Source organism: Sphingomonas sp. Leaf67 (genome assembly GCF_001421965.1).
GTDB lineage: Bacteria > Pseudomonadota > Alphaproteobacteria > Sphingomonadales > Sphingomonadaceae > Sphingomonas.
The window spans coordinates 20,780-44,015 of the sequence record NZ_LMLP01000005.1 but is presented as its reverse complement, the minus strand read 5'-3'; the positions used below and the strand labels follow the sequence as shown (position 1 = coordinate 44,015).

The following is a 23,236-nucleotide window of genomic DNA, read 5'->3' as shown; positions in this document are numbered from 1 at the left end:
GCTACATGTCGCACCAACAGGTCGGACACATGGCCGCACCAACCAGCAATGCTAGGCGAATGTCGTACTTGCCAACGGAGGGCCGTCCACACATGGGTCGTTCAACCCGGCATGAACTTTGTATGGTTAGAAACCCTGGCCCAACGAACGTCCGGGGGGCAAAACGAACGATCCATCTCTCTCTACTGCAAATGTTCTAAGATTTACTTTGAATAAAAATGTGGAGTGATCGGCTGTGTTCCTGTAAATTCAGAGTAGTTTTACTTGTGACTTACGAAGTAGAGATTGCGAATTATCCGCCAGAATGTGTCGCGATCGTCATGTTTTTGTAATTCTAATGGCGGCGTCGCGTGTCCGGAACGCGATCGCCGTTAACCGTCGTCATCCCGCACGATCCTACCCGGTTCGTCGTTCACCCGCACGTTTTCCATGCGGACGTTCCGGGTATCGCGCGCGATCAGCTTCATTCGAACAGGATCGGTCAGCCGGACGTCGATGTCTCGCAACAGGACGTCGCTGATCGCAGTCGTCGGGTTGCCCGAGATCGTGCCGAAACCGCGCGTGGTCCCGCGAACATCCTCGATCATGATGTCGCGGATGATCGCACCCGGCTGCCGGGGTGCGACCTTCGATCCATGGGTAAGGCGGGCGTTGACGATCAGGCCGATCGCGGGATCATTGACGCTGAAATTGGGAATGTCGGTGCCGTAGAAGACCTCGCCGTTGTGCCAGCGGTTGACCGGAGTCGGTGCCTCGGCCAGCCGCACGCCCTTGACGCGCAGCTTCTCATATACCTGTCCCGGCGTGTCGGGACGGACCTTGAACCGGATCGTCGGAATGTCGCCGACATTGGTGATCCGTTCGACGCGAACGTCGCGCACCACCGTCGCGTTGCTGCCATAGGTGATGCAGCCCAGACCATGTTCGAAGACGCAGTCGTGGATATGGATGCGTTCGACCGGCGGCGCTTCGAGGTAGGCGGCGGCCCCGGCGCCCTGGGTTCCTTTGAGCGCGATGCAATCGTCGTCGACCGAGAAGCGGCAACGGCGAACGATCACGTCCTGGCAGCTATCGATGTCGACGCCGTCGCTACTCGGCGCCCGGATGACATGGGGCACCTCGAATCCGCAATCCTCGACCACCGCCCGGCGGCAGCGATAGAGATGGAGGTTCCAGAAGGCCGGGTCCCGGAATGTCACGCCGCTGACCAGAACGTCGTTACAATCCTCGATCGAGCAGAGCTGCGGGAGATGATATTGCACCTTGGCCTTGCCGACATATTCATCGGGCAGGGTGAAGAACCTCCGCCAGAAGGGGTCGCCTTGTCCGTCGAGCGTGCCGGGGCCGACGATGCGCAGGCCGTGGTTGCCCGTGGCATTGACGAGCGCCATGCGCAACGGTTCGGGCCAGACTTCGACGAAGCGGCGCATTACCAGCGGATAATCGGCGAGCGACGCCGACCCCTTCAGCACCGCGCCGCGCCGCAATTCCATGCCGACGCCAGGGCGGAGAACGATCGATCCGCTGACGAAGACCCCTTGGGGTATCGCGATCATGCCGCCGCCGGCGCGGGCGCAGGCATCGATCGCACGCTGGATCGCGGCGGTGTTGAGCGTCCTGCCGTCGCCGACCGCCCCGTGATCGCGGATGTCGATCGTCCGCCGCCGCTGCCCCAGCGCCGTGCCGGGCAAGGCGACCAGCGGCATGGCACCCGCCATCGTTCGCAACAAGTGGCGGCGTGGGAGCATGGCAGCGTCTCCGATCGGGATCGACGGGAGCGTCAGGCAAGCCGGGGGGCGGGGGCCTGCCATGCGACGAAATCCTGTCGCTGCTCACCCAGCCGTTCGATGCCGAGCGTCACGACGTCGCCCGGCTTCAGATACCAGGGCTCGGGCTTCTGGCCCAAGCCAACGCCGGGCGGCGTGCCGGTGGTAATGATGTCGCCGGGTTCCAGCGTCATGAACTGCGACAGATAGGCGATGATCTGCGCCACGGTGAAGATCATCGTCGCGCTCGACCCGTCCTGCATCGACCGGCCATTGACCGACAGCCACATCGACAGGCTCTGCGGATCGCCCGCTTCGTCCGGCGTCACCAGCCACGGGCCGACCGGGCCGAACGTTGGGAAGCCCTTGCCCTTGTCCCACGTCGGCCCGCGTTCGGCCTGCCAGTGCCGTTCGGACACGTCGTTGACGACGCAATATCCCGCGACATGGGCCAGCGCGTCGGCCTCGGACACATGGCTGGCGTGGCTGCCGATCACGACGCCCAGTTCGACTTCCCAGTCGGTCTTGCGCGAATCCTTGGGGATGATGACCGGGTCGTTCGGCCCCTGGATGCAATTCACCCACTTGCTGAACACGACGGGTTCGTCGGGAATGGGAAGGTTCGATTCGGCAGCATGATCGGCATAGTTCAGCCCGATCGCCACGAACTTGCGGGTGCCCGCGACCGGAGGGCCATAGCGCAGATCGCCGGTCGCCAGCGGCAGCGTGGCCGGATCGATCGCGGCAAGCCGCGCCAGCGAGGCGGGGGACAGCACGTCGCCGGCAAGGTCGGCGACGACGCCCGACAGGTCGCGGATCTGGCCGTCGGCATCGACGACACCGGGCTTTTCGGCATTCGGGCTGCCGTAGCGACACAGCTTCATGTGGACGTTCCCCTTTTTTGCGATGTGGCGGCCATGCGCCGTTTACTTGCCATCCCGGTAGCTTTAGACGATTAAGTCATAATACGTCATACGTCAAATGGCGGTGAAGGCTGGAGATGAGGATGCCGGGGCGGTGGTTGGTAGTCGCGATGCTGGTGCTGCTGATGGCGGGGCTGCCCACCGCAGCGTCCGCCCGGACCGAAACGGTGCTGAGTGAGGGGTGGCGGTTCCACCTGGGCGACGTGCCGGGCGATGCGACCGCGCGCGATCATGACGATGCGGGTTGGGAGCGGGTGGCGGTGCCGCATACGTGGAACCGCGTCGGCAACTATGCCGTCACCCGCCGCGCCGATGCGAACACCACGCGCGGAATCGGCTGGTATCGCCTGCGCTTCACGCCCCCGGCCGCAGCGGCGGGCAATCGCGTCTATCTCCAGTTCGATGCCGCCAGCATCATCGCCGACGTCTGGCTGAACGGCCGCAAGCTGGGGCGGCACGAGGGCGCGTTCAGCCGCTTCCGCCTCGATGCCACCGACGCGCTGCTGCCGGGCGAGAACGTCCTGGCGGTGAAGGTCGACAATGCGAAGCCGGAGCGGGGCAGCACGACCGAGTTCGTCGTCCCTATTTCAGGCGACTTCTTCATGTACGGCGGGCTGTATCGCCCGGTATCGATGATCGTGACCGATCGGGCGCATGTCGACCTGCTCGATCACGGTGGGCCGGGCGTCTATGGCAGCGTCGTGGCGCTGGACGATGGCGTGGCGCGGGTGGCGGTGCGGACCCGGTTGCGCAACGATGGCGCGTCGGGCGCGATGACGCTGCGGACCCGTATCGTCGATGCCGCCGGGCGGACGGTGGCGCGCGACGAACGCAGGGTAGGGCTGGCGCGCGGCGCGGACAGCGAGGAGCGCGCGACACTGACCATCGCACGGCCACGCCGCTGGAACGGCATGGCCGACCCCTATCTCTATCGCATGATCGTCGAACTCGTCGGGCGCGGCGTGCTCGACCGGGTGGAACAGCCGCTCGGGCTGCGCACCGTCGCGGTCGATCCGAACCGGGGGTTCCTCCTGAACGGTACGCCGCTGCGGATGCGCGGCGTCAATCGGCATCAGGACCGGCAGGAGAAGGGCTGGGCATTGAGCGCCGCCGACCATGCGCAGGACATGGCGCTGATCGAGGAGCTGGGGGCCAATTCGGTGCGGCTGGCGCATTACAACCATGCCGCGCCGTTCTACGAACTGGCGGATCGCAACGGCATGGTGCTGTGGGCCGAACTGGGGCTGGTGAACCTCGCCTCGATCCCCGGCATGGCCGATACGCCCCCCGCGATGAAGGCCAATGCCGAGGCGCAGATGGTCGAGCTGATCCGCCAGAACTACAACCACCCCTCGGTCGGGGTCTGGTCGATCGGCAACGAGATTACGAACTGGGCGTCGAAGGGCCTGACCCCGTCGAATGCGCGACCGTTGATGCGCGCGCTGGACGCGGTGGCCAAGCGCGAGGACCCGTCGCGGCCGACCACCCTCGCCGCCTGTTGCGAGGTGCTGCCGGGCGAGACGGACGACGGGCGCGATCGCACCGCCGGCACCGCCGATACGGTGGCCTACAACCTCTATTACGGCTGGTACGTATCGGGCCGGGTGGCAGATGCGACGCGGCTGGGCGCGGTGATGCGCGGTTATCACCGCGAAAATCCGGCGCTGCCGGTCGGTGTCGGTGAATATGGCGCGGGCGGCGCGATCACACAGCACACCGACAATGTCGATGGCGGCAAGATCGAGAGCATCTACCGCCCGCAGGCCGAGGAAGTGCAGGCGGCCGTCCACGAACTGTCGTGGAAGGAGCTGAAACCGCTCGATTTCCTGTGGGGCACCTGGGTCTGGCAGATGTTCGACGCCACCAGCGACCTGCGCGAGGAAGGCGACAGCACCGACATCAATACCAAGGGGCTGGTGACGTTCGACCGGGCGGTGAAGAAGGACGCCTTTTGGTTCTACAAGGCGGCATGGAGCAAGACGCCGGTGCTGTATCTGGCGGGGCGGCGCTATGTCGACCGCGCCTATCCGGTGGTCGATATCCGCGCCTATTCCAACGCCGCGCGCGCCGACCTGACCGTCAACGGCCGGTCGATCGGCAGCGCGACGTGCAGCGACGGCGTGTGCGGGTGGCCCGACGTGCGGCTGTCGTCGGGCGAGAACATGGTGGTCGTGACCGCAGGCGGACAGCGCGACGCCATGACCCTGCGCTACGGCGGGCCGGAGCGCGCGATCCACGTCCGAACCGGCACGCTGGAGGGCGTGACGCTGGCCGATGGCACCCGCTACGGATCGGACGATTTCTTCGATGGCGGGCTGGGCCATACGCTCAACCCCTATCAGCGCGAACTCTATGCCGCCGACCAGACTCGCAAAGCACCGAAGGTCGTCGCCGGCGCGGCCGACCCCCGGTTGTACGCCAGTTGGCGCGCGGGCAAGGCGTTTCGCTACGCGCTGCCGCTGCCCGATGGGCGCTACCGCGTGACGTTGCACCTGTTCGACCCGACCGAGACGGCACCGGGCAAGCGGGTGTTCACGGTCCGGGCCGGGAATGGCGCGGCGCAACGGATCGACGTGGTGGCCCGCGCCCGCGGCGGGCTGCGCGCGACGACGGTGACGCTGCCCGCCACGTCAATCGACGGGCGATTGTCGCTGTCGTTCGACGGTGTGGTGGGTGAGGCGATTGTCTCGGCGATCGACGTCGTTGCGCAGTAAGGACCGGGGGAGGGGGCGGGCCCCTCCCCATCAAGCCGCCGGGTGGTCACCGAGCGTGAAGATGCGGTCCATCGGATACCAGGAGCCATCGGGGCCGGCGGCCGGGATCGGTTGCTGGAAGCGCAGCATCTTGGCGACCCAGGCGACGACCGCCGGATTGGCGGCATCTGCGGCGGCCTTTGCCGCCGGGTCGTAGTGTTCTTCCGCCTCGATCACCATGAACAACCGGTTGCCCGCGCGCCAGATCTGCATGTCGGCGATTCCGGCATCGCGGATCGACCGGGTCACTGCCGGGTCGGTGTTGCCGACCCGGTGCCAGTGTTCATATTCGGCGATCAGCGCGGCATCGTCGACAAGGTCGAGCGCGAGGCAGATGCGCGTCGTCATGCGTTGGTCCAGCCGCCGTCGATCACCTGCGCGGTGCCGGTGGTGTAGGACGATGCGTCGCTGGCGAGATACAGCGCCAGCTCAGCGATCTCGCGCGCGGCGCCGATGCGGCCCATTGGTTGCCGCGCGACGAATTCGTCGCGGGCCTTGTCGGCGTCGCCGGTGGCGGCCAGCCGCTCGTCGAGCGAGGGCGACTGCACCGTGCCGGGGCAGATCGCGTTGCAGCGGATGCCCTGTCCGACGAAATCCTGCGCGACCGATTTGGTGAGGCCGATGACCGCCGCCTTCGACGCGCCATAGGCGAAGCGGTTGGGCACGGCGATGATCGATCCCGCCACTGACGCCATGTTGACGATCGACCCGTGCCCCTGCGCGATCATCGCCGGCAGGAAGGCCCGAATCATGCGATAGGCTGAGCGGATGTTCAGATCGAACGAGAAGTCGAAATCCGCCTCGTCGGTCGTGAGGATCGTGCCGGCATGGACGAACCCGGCGCAGTTGAACAGGATGTCGATTGCGCCCACCCGCCCGCCGAAAGCGGCGATCGCCGCCGCGTCGCGCAGGTCGAGCGCCACCGTCTCGCATCCCGTCAGCGTGGCGAGCGCTTCGGCGTTGATGTCGGCGGCGATCACCCGCGCGCCTTCGGCGACGAACAATTCGGCGGCGGCGCGGCCGATGCCTTGGGCGGCGGCGGTGATGACGGCGGTCTTGCCTGCAAGGCGCATTGGAGGTGGTCTTTCGTTATAGAGGAACGGGGGTGTCGGCCCGGATCAGGCCATGGTCCTTTAGGTCGCGCCACAGCGCCTGGGGGATCGCGGTGTCGATCAGCGCGGTCGCTTGTGTCACCTGGTGCGGGCTGGCCATGCCGGGGATGACCGACACGACCTTGCGGTGCGCCAGCGGCAGTTGCAGCGCGGCGGCGGCCAGCGGCACGCCATGCGCCACGCACAGATCCTCGATCGCGCCGACCCGCGCGACGATCGCGGGCGGGGCCGGCTGGTAGTCATACTGCACCTCGCCGCCATGGCGCACGCCCTTGGCGAGAATGCCGGAATTATACGGACCACCCAGCACGATCCTGACGTCGCGCGCCTCGCACAGCGGCAGGAAGGTTTCGAGCGCATCCTGTTCGAGCAGCGTGTAGCGCCCGGCGAGCAGTACGACGTCAATCTCGCCGACCGCCAGCACCTCCTCGCACACCCGTGTCTCGTTGACGCCCAGACCGATCGCGTCCACTGCGCCGCCGTCGCGCAGTTCGCGCAGCGCGCGATATCCGCCTTCCATGAATTCTGCGAAGCGGCGGGGATGATCACTGCCATGCGCCATCGCGCCCAGATCATGGACATAGAGGATATCGATCCGGTCGCGCCGCAGCCGTATCCGACTGGCGTCATAGGATCGCATCACCGCGTCATAGCTGTAATCGAACACGCTCTCGAACGGTTCGGGCGTCACGAACGCCTGCCGCACTACCGACAAATCGGTCCCCGGCGCGACGCGATCTAGCCGTCGCCCGACCTTGGTCGAAACGATCGCCTCCCCACCCGGATCGAGTTCGGCCAGCGCGTGGCCGACGCGCTTCTCGCTCAGGCCGAAGCCGTAATGCGGCGCCGTGTCGATGTAGCACAGCCCGGCATCCCATGCGGTGCGCAGCGTCGCGGCGGCGTCGCGATCGGGGACCGAACGATACAGGTTGCCGATCGATGCCGCGCCGAACCCCAAAGGCCCCATCGTACCGAAATCGACCATGACGCGCTCCAACAGACGTTCCGTCCGCTAAATAACATCATACGTCATACGTCAATGGCGTAAAACTCGCGGGCGGCACCTTCGAACAGCCGCGCGACCCCATCGGACGTGGTTGCGCCGATCAGATCGATCGTCGCCGCGATCCAGTCGGCATAGCTGTCGCCAGCATGGCGCAGTACCGGCCAGTCGCTGCCCCACATCAACCGGTCGCCGAAACACGCCACGAGATGCGCGACATAGGGGCGTAGCGAGGCAGAGGTCTGCCCTACCGCCTGTTCGGTGCGCAGCCCCGACAGCTTGCACCACAGGTTTGGCAGCAGCGCCAGCGCGGCGATGTCGGCGCGCCACGGATCGAGTTCGCCCCGCGCCGCGTGCGGTTTCGCGCCATGGTCGATGACAATCGACAGCGCAGGCCAGCGCGTCGCGAAGCGGTGGAGGAGGGGCAGGTGCCTTGGTTCGACCAGCGCGTCGAAGCGCAGGTCGTGGGCGATCATCGCCTCGATCGCCGGGGAAAGGTCCGCGCGCAGCATCCATTCGGAATCGGCGATCCCCTGTAACATCGGGCGCAATCCGCGCAGCCGGGGGTCGCGGGCGAGGGTGGCGATACGCTCCGGCGCATCCGCCGCCGACAGCTCGACCCAACCCACGATGCCCCGGATCGATGGGTCGTCGAGGGTCAGCATCCAGTCGGTATCGCGGTCGTCGGGCTGCGACTGGACCAGCACGCAACCGGTCAGGTTCAGCCCGCTTGTTTCTGCTTGCAGGTCGGGGGGCAGGAAATCGCGGTACAGCGCAGGCCATTCGGCATCGGGCCAGGACTGTCCCGGACCACCAATTTGCCAGAAATGGACATGCGAATCGAAGATGCGCATCGTGACGGTCAGCGGCGCGGCTTGCGGGCAGCGCGGCGGCGTGCCCACGACGTTTCGATATGGTCGCGCATCGCCCGCGAGGCCCCCTCGGGATCGCCGCGCACGATCGCTTCGTAGATCGCTTCGTGCGCGGCATGGGTTTCGCGGACATGCTCGACGTTCAGCTTGCCGCTATAGCCATGATTGCGCAGCGCCTCGGCCTGCACGCCGTCGATCACCGCCTTGCTCAGCTTGTCGCCCGAAATCCGCATCACGATGTCATGGAACGCCACATCCTCATGCACATAGGCGGCCGGGTGCGGGATCAGCCGTTCCAGCTTCGCCATCTGTCCGGTCAGTTCCTCGACCGCCTCGGGCGTGCGGCGTTCGGCGGCCTTCGCGGCCATCGCCCCTTCGAGCAGCGAGCGTATCTCCGACAGGTTGTCGAGATAGGCCAGCCCGTCCTCCCGCTGGAACAGCGCGCCGAGGATCATCGGGTCGAGCATGCCCCATGCGCCGGAATCGCGCACGATCGTGCCACGGCCCTGCTGCGATACCACCAGCCCCTTTTCGGTCAGCGCCATCGTCGCCTCGCGGATCACCGTGCGGCTGACCCCGTACATCTCGCCCAGCATCCCCTCGGGCGGCAGCGCGGTGCCAGCCGGATAGGTTTCGGTCACGATCGCCTTCACCAGATCCTCGACCACCGCTTCGGCAAGGCGGGGGCGACGGCGGATACGAAGCGATTCCGCAGGCAGGATATCGGTCATGGGTGTCGCGTCTCGTTGCACAATGGGATGGACATGGTCGCACAGGTGGCCCGGTCGGCACGGCTTCGTCAACGCCTTGCCAAGCTGAAAGATAATACGTAATATGTTTGTCTGCCACAGGTCGGTCTGTCGGCTTGGGGGAGGGCTTGGATGAAAGTAACCGGCTATCGCAGCCTTGTCACTTCGCATGATTGGGGACGCCCGGTCGGCGACGTGAACGGCGTGATCGCATCCGGCGTCACTGACGTGCCGATCCTGATTCTCGAAACCGATGCCGGGCTGGAGGGCGTGGGGCTGGGCCAGCATGCCGATATCGCCCGCGTGTTCGGCGCGGTGGAGGGGCAGGACCCGCGCGCCGCGCCCGCACTGTACGACAGCATGCTCTCGCACGTGTTCAAGAGCGGCCATGCCGGGCTGACCTATGGCGCGGTCGCCGCGATCGACATGGCGTTGTGGGACCTGAAGGCGAAGATGGCGGACGAACCGCTGTGGCGCACGCTGGGTGCCGCCGACCGGTTCGTGCGCGGCTATGCCTCGGGACTGTGCTACGGGCTGGACGACGACGGCTTCGCCGCGCTGTACGCGCGCTTCGCCGAGCGCGGGTTCAGCGCCGCCAAAATCAAGGGCGGTCGCGACCTCGCGCGCGATATCCGCCGGCTGAAGCAGGTCCGCACGATCATGGCCGGCAACAGCGTCGCGCCCGCGCTGATGCTCGACGTCAACGAGAGCTGGAACTGCAAGCAGGCGGTCCGCCATCTGGCCGAGATCGAGGCGGCCGGCATCGACCTGACGTGGATAGAGGAACCGGTCCGCCGCTGGGACACGCACGGGCTGGCGGCGGTGTCGCGCGCTGCGCGCTGCGCGGTGGCGACCGGCGAGAATCTGACTGGGCTGGAACAGTTCGCGCCGCTGCTCGATGCCCGCGCGGTCGATGTGGTGCAGGCGGGCAGCGTGTGGGGCATCACCCATTTCCAGCGCGTCGCCATCGCCGCGCATGTCCGCGACCTGCCGGTGTCGCCGGTCGGCTATGACGGCAATCCCATCGCGCATGCGGCGGCGGCGGTGCCGAACATGATCGGGATCGAGGTTCAGGACCTGCAATGGCCCGCCGGCCTCGATATCGATCAGGACATTGCCGACGGCGGCATCGTGTTGGGCGACCGGCCGGGGCTGGGCATCGTCGTGGACGAGGCGCGGATCGCGCGCGACCGGGCCGACGGGAGCTGGAACACCAACGGCGGCCCGCACCGCCGCCCGCGCGAGGCCGGGTTGCGGCTGGTTCCCGATACGGAGGTGGTCCGTTGACCCTGCCGAATCCTACATCGGCCCCGTCGCCCTATGTCGCCGGCAGCGCGCGGCGGCGGTTGCAGCTTTCACTGATGGTCAATTTCTTCCTGTTGATGGCGTTGTACAGTGGCGTCCTCGGCGTCCTGCTGCCCAACCAGATCGCGGAACTGGACGTGGGGAACAAGGCGAACAACCTCGCGCTGCTATTCGCCATCACCTCGATCTTCTCGACACTGGCGACGCCGATCGCGGGCGCGCTGTCCGACCGGACGCGCAGTCGCTGGGGGCGGCGCGCGCCATGGATCGCGATCGGATCGCTGTTCGGATCGCTCGCGCTGTTCGGCGTGTCGCTGATGACCAGCTTCTGGTCGCTGATCGTGCTGTGGGTGATGGCCGCCGTCGCCTATAATTCGATGCAGCCGGCGATGACGACGCTGATCGCCGACCGCTTCGCCTCCGAAGTGCGCGGCAACGTGTCGGGCATCGTCGGCGCGGGCATGACCGCAGGACTGACCGCCGGCACCGTCGTCGCGGGCTATCTCGCAGGGCAGGCGGTGCTGGCGTACGGCCTGTTCGCCGCCGCCGTCGCGGTATCCGGGCTAGCGTTCGTTCTGCTCAACCGCGAACCGTCGAGCGCGCGCGCGCCGCATCGTCCGATCCGGTGGGGCGAATTCGTGCGCGGCTTCTGGATCAGCCCCGTCAAACACCCCGACTTCGCGTGGGCGTTCCTTAGCCGCTTCACGATCTACATGGGGTATCAGGCGGTCGCGGCCTATCTGCTGTATATCCTGCGCGACTATATCCGGCTGGGCGACGGCGAATCGAACGTCGCGATCGCCAACATGGCGATCGTCACCCTGGTCTGTCTGGTCGCGTCGTCGCTGCTGTCGGGATGGCTGTCGGACCGGATGCAGCGGCGCAAGCCGTTCGTGATCCTCGGCAGCCTCATCATGGGATGCGCGATGGTCGCCCCGCTGGCGCTGCCGTCGATGACGGGTATGTGGATCTACGCCGCCGTCATCGGGGTCGGCTACGGCATGTTCATGTCGATCGACATCGCGCTGATGACGCAGGTGCTGCCGCAAAGCGCGCTGGGCGACGAGGGGCGCGATCTCGGCGTGCTGACCACCGCCGTCAACATTCCGCAGATCATCAGCCCGGTGATGGCCGCGACACTGCTCGGGCTGACCGGCGGCGACTATCGCACCATCTTCGTCGCCGCGATCTTGTTCGTGTTCGGATCGGCGTTGTGCATCCTTCCCATCAGGTCGGTTCGCTAAAGGTAATACGTATTATCATCATTTGACACTGATGATATTTCGTGGTCAAAGCGGGAAAAGATAAAAAGGGAGAGGGTTATCATGGCGTTATCGGCCCGTCGTTTGCGTACCTGCCTGTTGGCGGCTCCAGCGCTCAGCGCGCTCGTTCTGGGCAGCGCCGCTGCCGCGCAGACCGTCGATCCGGTGCCGGTCGCCAGCCCCGCCGGCGAGGGCGAGACCAGCCAGCCCGAGGACATTGTCGTCACCGGCATTCGCGCCGCCGAACGTGCCGCCATCGACATCAAGCGCAATTCGGTGGGCGTGGTCGATTCGATCGTTGCCGAGGATCTGGGCAAGCTGCCCGACAACAACGTCGCCGAATCGCTCCAGCGCGTCAGCGGCGTCACGATCGAGCGCAATCGCGGCGAGGGGCGGTTCGTCACCGTCCGCGGCTTTGGGCCGAAGTTCAACGCCGTCACCGTCAACGGCCGCACGCTCGCCACCGACAACAACGGCCGCGAATTCTCGTTCGACGTGCTGCCGTCCGAAATCATCTCCGGCGCCGACGTCTACAAATCGCCGCAGGCCAACATCAACGGCGCGTCGATCGGCGCGACGGTCGACGTGCGCACGCTGCGCCCGCTGGACGGCAAGCGCGGCGTCAAGTTCGCCGGATCGGCCGGCGGCATGTATTCCGAACTGGCTGACACCTATAATCCCGAAGTATCGGCGGTCGGCAGTTGGAAGAACGATGCCGGCACCTTCGGCGTGGCGCTGGCCGGCGTCTATTCCAAACAGGAAAACCGGATCGACGAATTCACGATCGGCGCGGGCCATGTCCGCCGCTCCAGCACCGACTCCTATTATAACCTGAACGGGGTGCGCAGCGGCCGGATCGGCGCGGGCGTGGCACCATTCACCGGCATCTCGATGCCCTCGAACCTGTCGCCGTTCTTCTTCGAACGCGAACTGACCCGCTGGGGCGTCAACGCCTCGGTTCAGATGCGGCCGAGCGACAAGTTCACCGTCACGATCGACGGCCTGTATTCCAAGGCGCGCTTCGTCGAACAGCAGACCGGCCTCGCCTACGACTTCGCCGGCGGCATCCTCGCCGAACAGGTGGTCGAAGGCGGCGAGGCGGTGTTCCAGCGCTATACCGGCGGTTTCGTCGACCAGATCATCCAGTATGACGACCGCGACGTGACCACCGACCAGTTCGGCATCAACGTCGACTGGAAGCCGACCGACGCCCTGCGCGTCCGGCTCGACGGGTCGCTGTCCGACGCGCGCCGCCGGGGCAAGGAGAACAACCTGTTCACCACCATCCGGCGCAAGAACGTCAACCTGTCGTTCGATCGGCGCGGCGGCAGCCCGATCTATCAATATGCGTTCAGCAGCCCGACCTACGCCAATGCCGCGACCAATCCGCAGGGGATCACCGCGCATTACTATATCTGGGGCGGCGGGTCCGACATCGACGACGAGATCGAGGAATATCGCGCCGACGTCGACTGGAAGCCGGGCAACGGGCCGTTCACCCTGTCGGTCGGCGCACTGGCGCAGAGCCGGATCAAGACAATCACCGCCGACGAAACCTCGTTCGCCGAGCAATGCGCCTATTGCGACTCCAACCGCGTACTGCCGCAATCGCTGTTCCAGCCGACGAACCGCAATTTCTTCAAGGGCGAGGGCGGCGACATCATCCGCGACTGGCTGATCTACAACCCGCGCGAGCTGGTGCAGACGATCGACCAGTTCGCCGCGCAGGACGGCAAGACGTTCAACCCGGCGGTCTTCTCCCCCGCCGCGTCGTCGGTGGTCGATGAGAAGGTGAAGATCGGCTATGTCATGGGGGCGCTCGACACCCGGATCGGCGACATGCCGCTCGCGATCAACGTCGGGCTGCGCTACGAGAATACCGACTATACCTCGTCCGGCGCGTCGCGCACCGTGCTGAGCGCGCGACCCAACGGAGCGGGGCAGAACATCATCACCGTGTCGCCGGTCGTCCCGGTCGGCTTCCGTGGCAAGTACGACGACTGGTTGCCATCGATCAACGCCCGCCTGTCGCTGACCGAACGGCTGCTGCTGCGCTTCGCGGCGTCCAAGGTCATCACCCGCCCGACTCTGTCCGACCTGTCGCCGCGCCAGACGATCCAGACGAACCCGGGCAACGAGACGATCCGTCGCGGTAACCCCGACCTGCAACCGTTCCGTGCCAAGCAGGCCGAATTGGGCGCGGAATGGTATTTCGCCCCCAATTCGCTGCTGAACGCCGCCGTGTTCTACAAGGATATCGAATCCTTCGTGACGCTGGTGACGACGGCGCAGGTGGTCGACCAGGTATCGTTCCAGGTGACGGTGCCGGGCAACGGCAACGGTGCCAAGGTCAAGGGGTTCGAGGTTGGCTATCGCCAGTCGTTCGACAACTGGCTGCCGGCACCGTTCGACGGGTTCGGCGTCCAGACCAGCTTCAACTATACCGAGTCCGACGCGAACTATACCAACACCGTCGCCAACGTGTCGTTCGGGCTGGAGGGGCTGTCGAAATATTCGTACAGCCTCGTCGGCTTCTACGAGAAATACGGCCTCTCGGCGCGCGCAGCCTATACCTATCGCGACAATTTCCTGCAGGTCGCCTCGGGCCGCAACGGCGAGCCGGAATATTTCGACGCCTATGGCCAGCTCGACGTCAGCCTGTCCTATGACGTCGGATCGCACTTCACGGTGTTCGCCGATGCGATCAACCTGAACAGCGCGAAGGAGTTCATCTATTCGGTGAGCGAGAACCGCACCAAGGAATATCGCCAGACTGGCCGCCGCGTCTCGGCCGGCGTGCGGGTCCGCTTCTGATCCGCATGCCCTGTCCCGGCCGGTGCCGGGGCAGGGGGCGGGTCGCTCAGGATCGATCGTCGAGCGTCACCGTGTCGCCCAGCGCGACGTTCCGGCTGTCGAGCGCACCTACCACGGCATCGCGTCGCATCGGCGAGGCGATGCCGTCGACGTTGGCGCCGACCACGTCCCGCAACGCGATCACCGGCCGCTCGTCGGGCCGTTCGGTGCGCAGCGTGATGTCGCGGATCGTCAGGCGCCGGGCATGGCGGGCATAGAGGCCGGCGGCGGGCAGCGTGCCGAGGTAGCTCACCTCCAGGCTGGTTTCGCGACGATAGGGCGGGGTTCGCCGGGCGTCCTCCACGGTGCCGCCGCCGTGCGTCGTGATGTCCAGTCCGCGAAACGTCACGTCCTCGATCGGGGCATCGGCGATCCCCTCCACGCCGCAGGCGAAGCGCGGGTTCGCGCCCGATATCGTGATATCCTCGAACCGGATGCGGCGGACGCGGCCGACCGGGGTGCCGCGCGGCGCGCGCATCCGTGCCGCATGATGGACGAACAGCGGATGGTTGACCGGATCGCGCAGGACGATGCCCGATACCGTCACATCCTCCAGCGTGCCGCCGTCGACAATGCCAATCAGGATGCCGCGACTGTTGGTACAAAGGCAGTCGTTGATCCGCACGCCGCGAAAACCGCCGTTGCTCTCGGTGCCCAGCTTGATCCGCCCCAGCACGCCGAGGCCGTCGGGCGACCGATAGTCCGAGCGACGATAGCTGCCGTCGAGCAGCGACCCCATCGCATAGCCGCTGGTCTTGCAGCCCGAAACGAGAATATCCTCGCACGGCACCGCGCGGCCCAGCGCATAGCTGCTCTTCAGGACGATCGCGTCGTCCTTGGGCGCGTTGACCGTGCAGTTCAGGATACGGACGTCGCGGCAGGCATCGATGTCGATGCCGTCGCGGTCGGTATCGATCACCAGCCCGGTGATCTGCATGCCGGTGCAGCCATGGGCGATGACCGCGAAATGCCCGCCCTGAAGGATGGAGAACCCGTCGAGGCGGACGCCGTGGCAACGCATCAAGCCGATCGCCTTGTTCGCGCGGCCCACCGCCAGGCGTTCCGCCGGGTCGCGCAGCGCGAGGTCGCGCGGCGACACGCCGAGCGCAGCGGCCGAGCGGAACCCGGCGCGGCCGTGCCAGCGGTCGCCGGGGCCTTCCCGGTCCAGCCCCGGTCCGTGGATTTGGCCGGGGCCGAGAATCGCGATGTTCGTTAGCCCGTCGCCCCGGATCAGGCTGTTGTGGACATGGGTGATGCCGAAATCCTGAAACTGTTCCTCCAGATAGTTTTCCGGCGGGTCGTAGTGGGCGCCATGGACGGCGGGATCGGCGGCGACGATCGTCGCGCCCGCCGACAGCACCAGCGCGATATTGTCGCGCAGCCGCAGCGTGAAGCACAGATAGCGCCCGGGGGGCACCACGACGGTCCCGCCGCCGCGCCGTGCCGCCGCCGCGATCGCGCGGTTGATGGCCGGGCTGTCGATCGTGGTGCCGTTGCCGCGCGCGCCGTGGCGGCGGACGTCCTCGAACATGCCGGCGGCCACCGCCTGCGCCCGATCGGCAAGGCCGGCGGTGACCAGCGTCGCACAGGCGGCGGACAGGACGAACCGGCGGTCGACGGCGACGGGCGTTGGAATCACGAAACTTCTCCGCGTAAAACACAGTCTTGCAACCCGTTTAAACATAGGACATCATATGTATAGAGGCGGGGAGGACACCGCGCCGAGGAGCAGGAACGATGAACGCTGGTGCCCCCCGACCGCGCCGCCGTGCGACGGCGTGCGTCACGCTGGCCCTGGCGGGATTGCTGGCAAGCGATAGTGCGCTGGCGCAGGCGGTGATCCATGTCGCCCCCGACGGCAACGACCGCGCGACCGGCAGCGCGACCCGCCCGGTGCGGTCGCTCGAACGTGCGCAGGCGCTGGTCCGGGTGGCCAGCACCGGTGGCGACGTGACAGTCGTGCTGGCCGACGGGACCTATGCGCTCGACCGGCCGTTGCGCTTCACCGCCGCCGATGGCGGGCGGGCGGCGCACCGGGTCGAATGGCGTGCGGCGGATGGCGCGCGGCCCGTGCTGTCGGGCGGCATGGCGGTGCGCGGTTTTCGCCTGCACGATGCCGATCGCCACATCTGGGTCGCCGACGTTCCCAAGGGGGTGGACGCGCGCCAGCTATGGGTTGACGACCAACTCGCCGAACGGCCGTGGGTCGAGATCAAGGCCCGCGACGTGGCGTTCTCGGCGACCGGCTTCGATATCGTCAGCCCCGATCTGGCCTATGTCGCCATGGTGAAGCGCCCCGACCGGATGGAGGTGGAAGCGACCGGCTTCTTCACCGACCGCTATTCGCCGGTGCAGTCGATCGCCGGCCGCCGCGTGACGATGCACCAGCCGGCGTGGGACAATAATAGCTGGGGCTACGACACGATCACCCAGCCGATCTTTCCGGCGGATTCACGCCTGTTCCTCGTCAACGCGCTCGAGTTCATCGGCAAGGCCAACGACTGGCATGCCAAACCCTATCAATGGTTCCTAGATCCGCAGGAGGGCAAGCTTTACCTGCGGATCGCGCAGGACGACGATATTACGCGGCTGAACGTGGTGCTGCCCCGGCTCGAAGCGCTGGTGTCGATCGCCGGCACGCCCGCCGCGCCGGTCGAGCGGCTGGCGTTCAAAGGTCTGCGCTTTTCGTACACGAGCTGGATGGGGCCGTCGCGTCCCAACGGCTATGCCAATCAGCAGAGCGGGGCGTTCCTGTCCGACGTATCGCCGATCCGGCCGAAGGATGCGTGGCAGCGCTGCGGCTGGGGCTGCGTCGAGTTCGAATCGATGCGCCAGAAATGGCACCAGATGCCCGCCGCCGTTCAGGTCGCCGCAGCGCGCGACGTGAGTTTCGAGGGCAATCGCTTCACCCAGATCGGACAGGTCGCGCTGGGCATCGGCAATGACGCAACCGCGAACCTGAGCGGCATCGGCCTCGCCACCGCGCGTATCCGGGTGGCGCGCAACCATTTCGCCGTCGTATCGGGCAGCGCGATCATGGCCGGCGGCGTGCGCGTTGACGCGCATCATCCCGGCGACCCCGCGCTCATCAACCGCGATCTGGTGATCGAGGACAATGTCGTCGCCTCGGTCAGCCAGGATTACAAGGACAATGCCGCGATCCTGACGACCTATGTCAGCGGCGCGCGCATCGCCCACAACGACGTCAGCGACGCGCCGTATGACGGTATCGCGGTCGGGTGGGGTTGGGGCTATAACGACGTCGGCGGCAACCCGAACTACGACGAGAACCAGAAGGGCTATGTCCACAACGTCCGCTATGCGGCGCCGACGACGCTGCGCGACACGCTGGTCGAGTACAACCGCATCCATGGCGTAAAGACATGGTTCATGGACGGCGGCGCGATCTACAATCTGTCGGCCAACCCGAACGCGATCGTGCGCGGCAACCACATCTTCGACATCGACGGCAAGATCGCGATCTACCTCGACGAAGGCAGCAAGCATTTCAACGTGACCGGCAACGTCGTCGAGACGCGCGGCAAATGGCTGAACATCAATACCGCCGGCAAGATGTTCCGGCGGCGCATCTCGACCGACAATCTCGCGACCGGCAACTGGCATAATTCCAGCACGACCGGCGGCCGCTGGCTGCGCGAGATCGGCAACGTCGCGCGCGACAACATTCTCGTGCCCGACAGCGACTGGCCGGTCGAGGCGCAGGCGGTGATCGCGCGTGCCGGCGTGCGGCGATGATCGTTACGACGTAACCGGTTCGCCCCGGTTTCCCTTCGGCCGCCGCGTGCCCGACCGGCCCGGCGGCCGTTTTTTACTCCAATAGACCACGCCGCCGATCGAGCGGCAGGATGAGGTCGGCCCGCGCCGGCATCTCGTGCAGGATCCATCGCGTGAGCCGTTCGTAATGCGCGACGAACCGCCCGATCGCCGCGCGATCCATAAGCCCGTCGGTCGGGCGGCTCTGAGTGATCAGCCGGCGGCGCAGCGTGTCCTCCTGTTCGGCGCGCCAGTCCGTCACGACCTCGAACCCCGGCGCGGCGAGCAGCACCAGCCGTTCGATCCGTGCGAACAACGCGGCATAGTCCCCCGCCAGCGCCGTATCGACCGCGCGGCGCCAGCGACCCTGCGGGTCCTCGTCGCGATCGAGCGCGTTGACCGGTTCGGCGAGGGCGGCGGGTCCCTGCGGCCGTGCGCCGACGCACCACCCCTCGAAGATCAGCAGGTCGAGGTTCGCCGGCGCGATCGGCCAGCATGCCGCCGGTTCCGGTTCGTCGCGCGCCTTGTCGAACCGGGGCAGCGCCACGCTGTCGCCCGCGCGGATCGCATCGATCACCGCTATGCCGTGCGCGACGTCGTGCGTCAGCGGCACGCCGCGTGTGCGCAGCAGTGGATGGATGGTGCGGGCCAGGGCATCGCGCGCCGCCCCGCCCAGATACAGGTCGTCGAGCGACAGGATGGCGACGCGCCAACCCTCAGCCGACAGCCGATCGGCCAGTCCGGCGGCCAGCGTCGACTTGCCCGACCCCTGCGCACCGCACAGGCCGAGGATCAGCGGACCCCGCCCGCGCCAGTCGCGCACCCGTGCCGCCAAACGTTCAGGTGATCCGGTCATCGGGGGCGCGTCCGTCGAAGAAGGCGTCAAGATTGTCGGCGACGCGCATGCCCATCGCGACCCGCGTTTCGTGCGTGGCGCTGCCGAGATGCGGCAGCAGCACGACGTTGGGCGCGTCGAGCAACGCCTGCGACACCACCGGTTCGGCGGCATAGACGTCCAATCCCGCCGCCGCGATCGTGCCGTCGCGCAACGCCCGCGCCAGCGCGGCCTCGTCGACCAGCGTGCCCCGCGCGGTGTTCACCAGCACGCCGTGCGGCCGCATCGTCGCGAGGAACGCGGCATCGACCATGTGCCGCGTCGCGTAGCCGCCCGGCGCATGCAGCGACACGACATCGGCATCCGTCGCCAGCGCCGCCGGGGTCGCGCGATAGGTATCGTCGGGCATGTCCCCGGCCCGGTGGCGGCTGTGGTACACCACCGTCATCCCGAACGCCCGCGCGCGCGCCGCCGTCGCGCGGGCGATCCGGCCATAGCCGATCAGGCCGAGCGTCTTGCCCGACAGGCCATGGCCCAGCAGGTGCGTCGGACGCCAGCCGGTCCATCGACCGGCGCGCAGCTCGCGTTCGCCCTCCGACGCGCGGCGGCTGGCCATCAGGATCAGCAGCATCGCGATATCGGCGGTGGCATCGGTCAGCACGTCGGGCGTGTTGGTGACGACCACCCCGGCACGCCTCGCCGCGTCCAGATCGATATGGTCGAACCCCGCGCCATAGTTGGCGACGATGCCCGCCCGCCGGCCGTCCGTTGTGAGGATGGCGGCGGGCAGCCGGTCGGTGACCGTAGGACACACCGCATCGTGATCCCGCATCGCCGCGGCTAGCGCCGGCGCGTCGAGCGGAACGTCTGACGCGTTGCGGGTGACGTCGTAGCGTTCGGCCAGCCGGTCCTCGACCGGTGCCGGCCAGCGGCGCGTCAGCAAGATGCGGGGGCGGGTGGCGGGCATGGCTCAGCGCCTCCGGAAATCAGGTGCGCGCCGTTCGGCGAACGCCGCCCGGCCCTCGCGCGCGTCGTCGGTCGCGAAGCAGATCGCCTGCAGGTCACGCTCGTACTCGATCGCCTTGTCCCACGGCATGGTGAAGCCCGCCCGCAGGTTCAGCTTGGCGGTTTCGGCGGCGATCGGCGCGCGCGACGCGATGACGGCGGCCATCTCGTGCGCTCGCGCCGTTAGAAGCTCGGGAGCGACGACCTCGCTCACCAACCCCCATGCCAGGGCGCGATCGGCATCGATCATGTCGCCGGTCAGCAGCAGCATCGCCGCGTTCGACGGCCCGGCGGCATAGGCCAGCCCGGCCGCCATGCCGCCGCCGCCGATCCAGCCGAGCTTGATCTCGGGCGCGGCGAAGCGGGCGTTGGTCGATGCGATGCGGATGTCGCACGCCATCGCGGTTTCCAGCCCGCCGCCCAGCGCATAGCCGTTCACCGCCGCGATCACCGGCTTGCGGCACGCGCGTAGCGCATCGCAGTAATCGGCGCGATTGCGGAAATCCCATGGCGTCGCATAGCCGTCCAGCGTGGTGATGTCCGATCCCGCGCTGAACGCCTTTTCTCCTGCCCCCGTCACCACCACCGCGCGCACCGCGTCCGACCGGTTGCACTCGCCGACCGCCGCGACCAGCGCATCGGCCATCGCCGGGGTCATTGCGTTCAGCTTGTGCGGCCGGTCGATCACGATCGTCGCGATGCGATCGGCGATGGTGAAGCGCAGCTCGTCGATCATGTTTCCGCTCCGGGCAGGTGATGCTGGGAATAGGCCGCGTCGACGGCGTCTAGCACCACGTCCGCCGGCAGTCCGCGCAGCAACCCGTCGCGGATCGCCGCCGATGCCGCCGTCTGGAACGCGATGGCATGGTCGTGGCGCGGACGGATCAGCGCCGCCTCGATCGTCGCGCGGGTCGCGCCATAGAATCCGCCGGCGGCGGCATCGACCGCCGGATTGGTCCATGCCGACCGGAACGACGGCTGCCCGTCATGCGCCGGAATGAAGCCACGTTGCGCTTCGTCGGACAACAGCCAGCGCAGATGGTCGAGCAGCTCGGGCGTCACCTTCGCACGGCGCGACACCGCAATGCCGGTGCCGCCCAGCGCCGATCCGATGCGGTTGCCGCTGGGTGCATCGGCATAGCGGACCTGTCCGTTGGCGGCATAGTTTACATAGCCATAGATCAGCGGACACAGCACCGGACCGGTGCCGGCCGCCATCGCTTCCAGCAGCGCGATCGGGTTCATAGCTGCCGCGGCGCGCGTCGCATCGCCGGTCAGCCGCGCCATAAGAGCCCATGCCTCGCGGGCGAGCGGGCGGTCGACGAACCGGTCGCCCGGCCGCGTCGGCACGGCGGCCAGCGCGCCGCAGATCGACTGGAAGGTCAGCGCGGCATGCGGCCCGGCCAGCGACAGGGCGATCGGAACCCGCTCGGCCAGCGCCACTACGTCCGCCCAGGTCGTCGGCGCCGCGTCGTTCCAGTCGCGACGGATCGCCATCACCTGCGTCGCGGCATCGAGCGGTAGCGCCCAGTGCTGGTCCGCATAAAGATAGCTCGCCAGCGACGGCCCGATCGCCGCCATCGCCCATGTGGCCAGTTCATCGGCGGCGAACAGCTTTTCCAGCGGGATCAGGCAATCCGTCGCCACCGCCTCGCCGACGTGCGGATGGTCGAGCACCACCAGATCGTACAGCGCGCATTGCTCGGCGATCGGCCGCGACTCGAACCCCTCCAGCGGATGCCGGTCCCACACGACGAGCGTGCCGCCCGCCGCCGCCAGTGCATTGTAACCGCGCGGATGGTCCCAGGTCAGGCCACGAAAGCTCATGCGTGCTGCCGCACGACGCCGGATTCGATCAGCCGGTCGATCGCCTCCCGATCCAGCCCCAACTCGCCCAGCACCTCGCGGCTGTGCTCGCCCACCAGCGGTGCGCCGCGCGCGATGGCGGAGGGTGTTTTCGAAAAGCGGATCGGGAAGCCCGGTGTCTTGACCCGGCCTTCGGTCGGATGGTCATATTCGACGAAGGTGCCGTTGTGGCGGATCTGCGGATCGTCGACCAGATCGGCATAGCCATAGACCGGCCCCGCCCAGATATCGACCGCACGAAACCGTTCGAGCCATTGCGCACTGGTCGCCGACGGCAGCGCCGCCTTCACCCGCGCGAAGATCGCGTCGCGGTGCGTCCAGCTATCGCGTTCGTCGTCCAGTTCGGCGAAGAACGGATCGCCGAGCAATTCGCCCAGTTTTTTCAGCGGTGCCATCGCCAGCGTCACATAGCCGTCGCTGGTCGCGAACACGCCGTACGGTGCGCGGATATAGCTGTGGGCATGCGCTTCGGCCGAGCGGGTCTGCGGCTTGTTGCCGATGGTGAAAACCGACAGTTCCTGCATCTGGATGGTAGTGATCGCGTCGAGCATATTGATCTGCACCAACTGGCCATCGCCGGTGCGTTCACGGTGGAACAGCGCGGCCAGCGCGCCCTCGAACGCCGAATAGGCGGTGACGGCATCGACCAGATATTGTCCGGCGGGCGTGGGCGGCTCGCCGTCCGCCCCGGCCGACAGCATCGCGCCCGACATGCCCTGCAACAACAGGTCCTGCCCTGGATAGCTGCGATACGGCCCGTCCTCGCCATAGCCCGACATCGAGACATAGATCAGCCGCGGGTTGATCGCCGACAGCGTCGCATAGTCCACGCCCAGCCGTTCGGCGACGCCGGGGCGATAGTTCTGGAGGAACACGTCGGCAGTCTTCACCATCTCCAGCAGCAGCGCCTTACCCTCCGCCGCCTTCAGGTCGACCGCGAACGATCGCTTGTTGCGGTTGAGCGACAGGAACGACACGTTGATGAGGTTGCCGGTTGCCCCGCCGGCCGAGGCATGGCGCTGCCATTCGCCCGAGGTCGGTTCGACCTTCACCACATCGGCGCCCAGATCGCCCAGCCGCTGCGCCGCGAACGGCCCGGCCATCGCGATCGAACAGTCGAGGACGCGGATGCCCTTCAGGATAGTCATATGGTCGGTC

Annotated in this window: 18 protein-coding genes; 5 read left to right on the top strand and 13 right to left on the bottom strand. The window is 67.1% G+C overall.

Annotated elements, in window-relative coordinates; translation table 11 throughout:
* Nucleotides 1–371: 371 nt before the first annotated feature.
* Together ASE90_RS07150 and ASE90_RS07145 are read right to left on the bottom strand one after the other, a co-directional pair.
* Nucleotides 372–1,748, bottom strand: a complete 1,377-nt coding sequence (locus ASE90_RS07150) for a glycoside hydrolase family 28 protein (RefSeq protein WP_162233648.1) — start codon at nt 1,746–1,748, stop codon at nt 372–374.
* Between the two features lie 32 nt (nt 1,749–1,780).
* The gene (locus ASE90_RS07145) at nt 1,781–2,650 is read right to left on the bottom strand and encodes a fumarylacetoacetate hydrolase family protein (RefSeq protein ID WP_055998334.1); all 870 of its coding nucleotides are present in this window, start codon (nt 2,648–2,650) and stop codon (nt 1,781–1,783) included.
* 122 nt (nt 2,651–2,772) lie between these two features.
* Here ASE90_RS07145 and ASE90_RS07140 point away from each other — a divergent pair, with 122 nt between their 5' ends.
* On the top strand, nt 2,773–5,403 hold the full coding sequence (locus tag ASE90_RS07140) for a glycoside hydrolase family 2 TIM barrel-domain containing protein (RefSeq protein WP_162235064.1): 2,631 nt from the start codon (nt 2,773–2,775) through the stop codon (nt 5,401–5,403).
* Nucleotides 5,404–5,433: 30 nt separating this feature from the next.
* On the opposite strand, the gene ASE90_RS07135 is transcribed toward ASE90_RS07140, so the two are convergent.
* Genes ASE90_RS07135 through ASE90_RS07115 form a run of 5 tightly spaced genes read right to left on the bottom strand, consistent with a single transcriptional unit; the run spans nt 5,434 to nt 9,160 of the window.
* The gene (locus ASE90_RS07135) at nt 5,434–5,790 is read right to left on the bottom strand and encodes an L-rhamnose mutarotase (RefSeq protein ID WP_055998328.1); all 357 of its coding nucleotides are present in this window, start codon (nt 5,788–5,790) and stop codon (nt 5,434–5,436) included.
* Nucleotides 5,787–6,515, bottom strand: coding sequence for an SDR family oxidoreductase (locus ASE90_RS07130; protein WP_055998325.1), 729 nt, complete (start codon nt 6,513–6,515; stop codon nt 5,787–5,789). Before ASE90_RS07130 ends, ASE90_RS07135 begins: the two co-directional genes overlap by 4 nt.
* A 16-nt stretch (nt 6,516–6,531) precedes the next feature.
* Complete coding sequence (locus tag ASE90_RS07125) at nt 6,532–7,551, bottom strand: aldo/keto reductase (protein ID WP_235531703.1); 1,020 nt, start codon at nt 7,549–7,551, stop codon at nt 6,532–6,534.
* Between the two features lie 32 nt (nt 7,552–7,583).
* Complete coding sequence (locus tag ASE90_RS07120) at nt 7,584–8,459, bottom strand: amidohydrolase family protein (RefSeq protein WP_235519729.1); 876 nt, start codon at nt 8,457–8,459, stop codon at nt 7,584–7,586.
* Entirely contained in the window at nt 8,420–9,160 is a 741-nt protein-coding gene (locus ASE90_RS07115) for a FadR/GntR family transcriptional regulator (RefSeq protein WP_055998318.1), read from the bottom strand. Before ASE90_RS07115 ends, ASE90_RS07120 begins: the two co-directional genes overlap by 40 nt.
* Nucleotides 9,161–9,310: 150 nt before the next feature.
* On the opposite strand from ASE90_RS07115, the gene ASE90_RS07110 reads away from it, so the two are divergent.
* From ASE90_RS07110 to ASE90_RS07100, 3 genes are all read left to right on the top strand, one after another.
* Nucleotides 9,311–10,465, top strand: a complete 1,155-nt coding sequence (locus tag ASE90_RS07110; protein WP_055998315.1) for a mandelate racemase/muconate lactonizing enzyme family protein — start codon at nt 9,311–9,313, stop codon at nt 10,463–10,465.
* The gene (locus tag ASE90_RS07105) at nt 10,462–11,727 is read left to right on the top strand and encodes an MFS transporter (protein ID WP_235519727.1); all 1,266 of its coding nucleotides are present in this window, start codon (nt 10,462–10,464) and stop codon (nt 11,725–11,727) included. Before ASE90_RS07110 ends, ASE90_RS07105 begins: the two co-directional genes overlap by 4 nt.
* 81 nt (nt 11,728–11,808) lie before the next feature.
* A complete protein-coding gene (locus ASE90_RS07100; protein WP_055998312.1) occupies nt 11,809–14,559 on the top strand; it encodes a TonB-dependent receptor in 2,751 nt (916 codons plus the stop codon).
* Between the two features lie 46 nt (nt 14,560–14,605).
* Here the strand turns inward: ASE90_RS07100 and ASE90_RS07095 are convergent, their stop codons facing one another.
* Nucleotides 14,606–16,237, bottom strand: a complete 1,632-nt coding sequence (locus ASE90_RS07095; protein WP_055998309.1) for a glycoside hydrolase family 28 protein — start codon at nt 16,235–16,237, stop codon at nt 14,606–14,608.
* A gap of 98 nt (nt 16,238–16,335) precedes the next feature.
* On the opposite strand from ASE90_RS07095, the gene ASE90_RS07090 reads away from it, so the two are divergent.
* Complete coding sequence (locus ASE90_RS07090) at nt 16,336–18,354, top strand: right-handed parallel beta-helix repeat-containing protein (protein ID WP_055998306.1); 2,019 nt, start codon at nt 16,336–16,338, stop codon at nt 18,352–18,354.
* Nucleotides 18,355–18,427: 73 nt separating this feature from the next.
* On the opposite strand, the gene ASE90_RS07085 is transcribed toward ASE90_RS07090, so the two are convergent.
* The 5 genes from ASE90_RS07085 to ASE90_RS07065 are packed head-to-tail and all read right to left on the bottom strand — an operon-like array spanning nt 18,428 to nt 23,226.
* Nucleotides 18,428–19,228 (bottom strand): kinase, encoded by an 801-nt coding sequence (locus ASE90_RS07085; protein ID WP_055998303.1) that lies wholly within the window; start codon nt 19,226–19,228, stop codon nt 18,428–18,430.
* Nucleotides 19,212–20,174 (bottom strand): 2-hydroxyacid dehydrogenase, encoded by a 963-nt coding sequence (locus ASE90_RS07080; protein WP_055998301.1) that lies wholly within the window; start codon nt 20,172–20,174, stop codon nt 19,212–19,214. The genes ASE90_RS07085 and ASE90_RS07080 overlap by 17 nt, the downstream gene beginning before the upstream one ends.
* A gap of 3 nt (nt 20,175–20,177) precedes the next feature.
* On the bottom strand, nt 20,178–20,948 hold the full coding sequence (locus ASE90_RS07075; protein WP_055998298.1) for an enoyl-CoA hydratase/isomerase family protein: 771 nt from the start codon (nt 20,946–20,948) through the stop codon (nt 20,178–20,180).
* Nucleotides 20,945–22,039: an extracellular solute-binding protein gene (locus ASE90_RS07070; RefSeq protein WP_055998295.1), complete on the bottom strand. Its 1,095-nt coding sequence runs from the start codon at nt 22,037–22,039 to the stop codon at nt 20,945–20,947. The genes ASE90_RS07075 and ASE90_RS07070 overlap by 4 nt, the downstream gene beginning before the upstream one ends.
* Entirely contained in the window at nt 22,036–23,226 is a 1,191-nt protein-coding gene (locus ASE90_RS07065) for a CaiB/BaiF CoA transferase family protein (RefSeq protein ID WP_055998292.1), read from the bottom strand. Before ASE90_RS07065 ends, ASE90_RS07070 begins: the two co-directional genes overlap by 4 nt.
* Nucleotides 23,227–23,236: the final 10 nt, after the last annotated feature.